This is a genomic window from Arsenicicoccus sp. UBA6765, from assembly GCF_002453335.1.
GTDB lineage: Bacteria > Actinomycetota > Actinomycetes > Actinomycetales > Dermatophilaceae > Arsenicicoccus > Arsenicicoccus bolidensis.
Window position 1 is genome coordinate 1 of record NZ_DKGR01000066.1, and the last position, 3,637, is coordinate 3,637.

A 3,637-nucleotide genomic window follows, 5' to 3' on the forward strand; every position below is an offset into this window, starting at 1 on the left:
CCGCCCTGGGCTCAACCCGACGCGCCCCGACAGGTCACGTCCCGTCGGGTGCCCGCCCTGGGCTCAACCCGACGCGCCCCGACAGGTCACGTCCCGTCGGGTGCCCGCCCGGAGCGGGGCTCAGGCCTCGACGCGCTCGAGGGACGGACGGAGGTCCTCCGCGGGCGGGGTCCAGGTGGCAGCCTCGGCGTCGACCTGCTCGCCGGACCGGATGTCCTTGACCGAGTCGGACGCGCCGTCGGCCCCGAGGAACCACACGAACGGGATCGAGCGACGGTCGGCGAACTTGATCTGCTTGCCGAACTTCGCTGCGCTGGGGGCGATCTCGGTGGCGATGCCACGACCGCGCAGCTCCGCGGCGACGGCCATCGCGCGGGAACGGTCCTCCTCGACGCCGAGCGCGACGACGACGCAGGTGGGCGTCGGGCGGGACGCACGGACCACGCCGGTCGACACGAGCCTGGCCAAGAGCCGGGACAGGCCGATCGAGATCCCCACCCCCGGATAGGTGGTGCGCCCGTCGGAGGCGAGGGCGTCATACCGACCGCCGGAGCAGATCGAGCCGTAGGACTCCTGCCCGACCAGCTGGGTCTCGTAGACCGTCCCGGTGTAGTAGTCCAGGCCACGCGCGACGCGCAGGTCGGCGACGAGGACGCCGGGGCGCTGGGCCATGGCGGCCTCCATGACGGCGGTGAGCTCGGCCAGGCCCTCGTCGAGGGTCGGGTGCGAGACCCCGAGCGCCCGCACCCGGTCGGCGAAGGACGTGTCGGTGGAGGAGATCTCGGCGAGCGCGAGGCACTGCCCGATCTGCTCGTCCGTCGCGCCGGCCTCCGCCAGGAGCTCGGTGACGCCCTCGGGCCCGATCTTGTCGAGCTTGTCGACGATCCGCAGGGTCCCGACGACGTCGGTCAGGCCGAGCCCGAGGTAGAAGCCCTCGGGGATCTTGCGGTTGTTGACCTGGATCCGGTACTCCCCGATCGGGAGCTTGCTGAAGACGTCGGCGATCACCAGCGGCATCTCCGCCTCGTAGTGCGCGGCCAGCGAGCCCGCGTCGACGATGTCGATGTCGCACTGGGTGAACTCGCGGAAGCGGCCCTCCTGGGGACGCTCGCCGCGCCAGACCTTCTGGATCTGGTAGCGGCGGAAGGGGAAGGTCAGCTTGCCGGCGTTCTCCAGGACGTAGCGGGAGAACGGCACGGTCAGGTCGAAGTGCAGGCCGAGCGCCTTGTCGGGGTCGCCTGCCTCGGCGTCGGGGTCGGTGGCGCTGCCGCCGTCGGCGTCGCCGGCCAGGCGGTGCACGCCGTAGATCTCCTTGTCGGCGTCACCGCCCTTGCCGACCAGGCGCGAGACGGGCTCGACGGCGCGGGTCTCGACGCTGACGAAGCCGTGCAGCTCGAAGGTCTCGCGGATGACGTCGAGGAAGAGCTGCTCGACGACGCGCTCGGCGGGCAGCCACTCGGGGAAGCCGGACAGGGGGGCGATCTTGACGCTCACGGTGGATCAGAGTCCTTTGAGATAGGGGTTGGTGGCCCGCTCGCGCTCCATGGTGGTCGCGGGGCCGTGGCCGGGCAGGATCAGGGTGTCGTCGGCGAGCGGGAGCACCACGTCGCGCAGGCTGCGCATCATGGCCTCGTGGTCGCCGCCGGGCAGGTCGGTGCGTCCGACGGAGCCGGCAAAGAGCACGTCTCCGGCGAGCACGGTGCGCTCGGCCTCGACGGGGATGCCGTCGGGCGTGCCGGGGAGCGTGAACATCACCGACCCCTCGGTATGCCCGGGCGCGTGCGCCACGTCGACGCCGAGCCCGGCCAGGTCGAGGTGCTGGTGGTCGACGATCGACTCGACGCGCGGCGGCTCGCGCCAGGACCACGCGCGCCCGAACTGCTGCTCGAACATCGCGACCAGCTGCGGGTCGAGCGAGGCGGCCGGGTCGGCGAGCCGATAGCGGTCGTCGGCATGGATGTATGCCGCCAGGTCGGCGTCGTCGCCCGTGGTGCACACCGGGGTCACCGAGTGGACGTGGTCGACGTGACCGTGGGTCAGCAGGACGGCGGCCGGCTTGAGGCGGTGCTCCGTGAGGACGGCGCGGAGCTGCTCGACCACGCCGATGCCCGGGTCGACGACGAGGCACTGCTCGCCGGCGGCCGGGGCCACGACATAGCAGTTGGTGGCGAAGGCCTGGGCGGGGAAAGCGAGTACGAGCACCGCGTCAGCCTACTGGGAGGCCGGGGACGCGCGGGGACGGGGCGTCGCCCGCGAGACCGGGTCGGCCGCGCCTCACGCGGCCGGTGAGAGGCTGGTATGGCGCCTCCCCGGCAACCGGAGCAGCCGCTATCGCCCTGTCGGCGAGATGTGTCCGCTGCAGGCGCGGCGGACGAGGCCTCGCGATGGCTTTCCCTAGACTCGGGCGCGTGACGAGGGAGCAGGAGCGCGCGCGGGCCAAGCGGCGCCACGACAAGGTCCAGGCCGCGCAGCAGCGCAAGGCGGAGAAGCGCGAGCGGACGCGACGCCTGGTGGCGGTGATCGCGACGGTGGCGATCGTGCTGGCGACGGTGGTCGGGGTGGCGCTGTCGATGCGGCCGCGCGGCGACTCGACCGATGCTGCCGGCGCCACGGCAGCGAGCACACCTGCGGCGACCCCGTCCGGCATACCTCCGTCCGCCGCCGCCGCCCCCACCGGCACCGCCTCGGGGCGCTGCACGACGCCGCCCGCCCCGCAGACCAAGCCCAAGCAGTTCACGACCGTCCCGGACAAGGCGACCGCCGAGGGCGCGACCTGGGTCGCGACGCTGCGGACCAGCTGCGGCCCGATCACGCTGGAGCTCGACGGCAAGGCTGCGCCGCAGACGGTCGCGTCCTTCCTGCACCTGGCCCGCGAGGGCTACTGGGCTCCCAGCCCGTGCCACCGCCTGACCACCGGGGGCCTGTCGGTCCTGCAGTGCGGCGACCCGACGGGCACGGGTGCGAGCTCCCCCGGCTACGGCTTCGGCATCGAGAACGCGCCCGGCGACGGGGCCTATCCCCGCGGCGTGATCGCCATGGCCCGCACGCAGGACCCCAACAGCAACGGCGGCCAGTTCTTCGTCGTCCACCAGGCCTCGACGCTGCCCACCGACGGAGGTGGCTACTCGATATTCGGCAAGGTCACCGGCGGGATGGATATTGTGGACCAGATCGCCGCGGCGGGGTCCGACGACTCCAACGGCCAAGGCGACGGCCGTCCGAAGACCCCGATCAGCATCCTCGAGGTCTCCGTCACCAAGAAGAAGGCATGACTGTGTCCGATCAGCCCGAGCAGCCGACCACCCAGCCCGTCGACGCCGAGGTCGACGCTGCCGTGTCGTCCGAGGCCCCGCAGGCCGCCCCCGCCGAGACCGGCGTCGAGGCGCCGGCGGAGGAGAGCGTGCCTGCCGACGCGGACAGCACCGTCGCCACCAAGACGAGCACCTCCGCGAGCGAGGGCAGCGACGTCACTCCCGAGGCCACCTCCTCCGCCAGCGAGGGCGTCACCATGGACGAGCCGGCCGCCGCGCCGGCCACCGAGGAGACCGCCCCCGCCGAGCAGGCTGACGCAGCGCCGGAGGCGACGCCCGCCGCCGAGGAGTCGGCTCCCGCCCAGGAGTCGGCTCCCGCCCAGGAG

General features: G+C 73.0%; 3 protein-coding genes and 1 pseudogene. 2 read left to right on the top strand and 2 right to left on the bottom strand.

Features of this window, described 5'->3' with window-relative positions; translation table 11 throughout:
• Positions 1 to 120: 120 nt before the first annotated feature.
• Positions 121 to 1,494: a histidine--tRNA ligase gene (gene hisS / locus B4K29_RS18205; RefSeq protein ID WP_239266596.1), complete on the bottom strand. Its 1,374-nt coding sequence runs from the start codon at positions 1,492 to 1,494 to the stop codon at positions 121 to 123.
• 6 nt (positions 1,495 to 1,500) lie between these two features.
• Positions 1,501 to 2,202: an MBL fold metallo-hydrolase gene (locus B4K29_RS18210; protein WP_029212366.1), complete on the bottom strand. Its 702-nt coding sequence runs from the start codon at positions 2,200 to 2,202 to the stop codon at positions 1,501 to 1,503.
• A gap of 206 nt (positions 2,203 to 2,408) precedes the next feature.
• On the opposite strand from B4K29_RS18210, the gene B4K29_RS18215 reads away from it, so the two are divergent.
• Together B4K29_RS18215 and B4K29_RS18220 are read left to right on the top strand one after the other, a co-directional pair.
• Positions 2,409 to 3,272: a peptidylprolyl isomerase gene (locus B4K29_RS18215; RefSeq protein WP_286968445.1), complete on the top strand. Its 864-nt coding sequence runs from the start codon at positions 2,409 to 2,411 to the stop codon at positions 3,270 to 3,272.
• Positions 3,269 to 3,637: pseudogene (locus B4K29_RS18220) on the top strand (hypothetical protein); the annotation flags it as partial. The gene B4K29_RS18215 and the pseudogene B4K29_RS18220, both read left to right, overlap by 4 nt.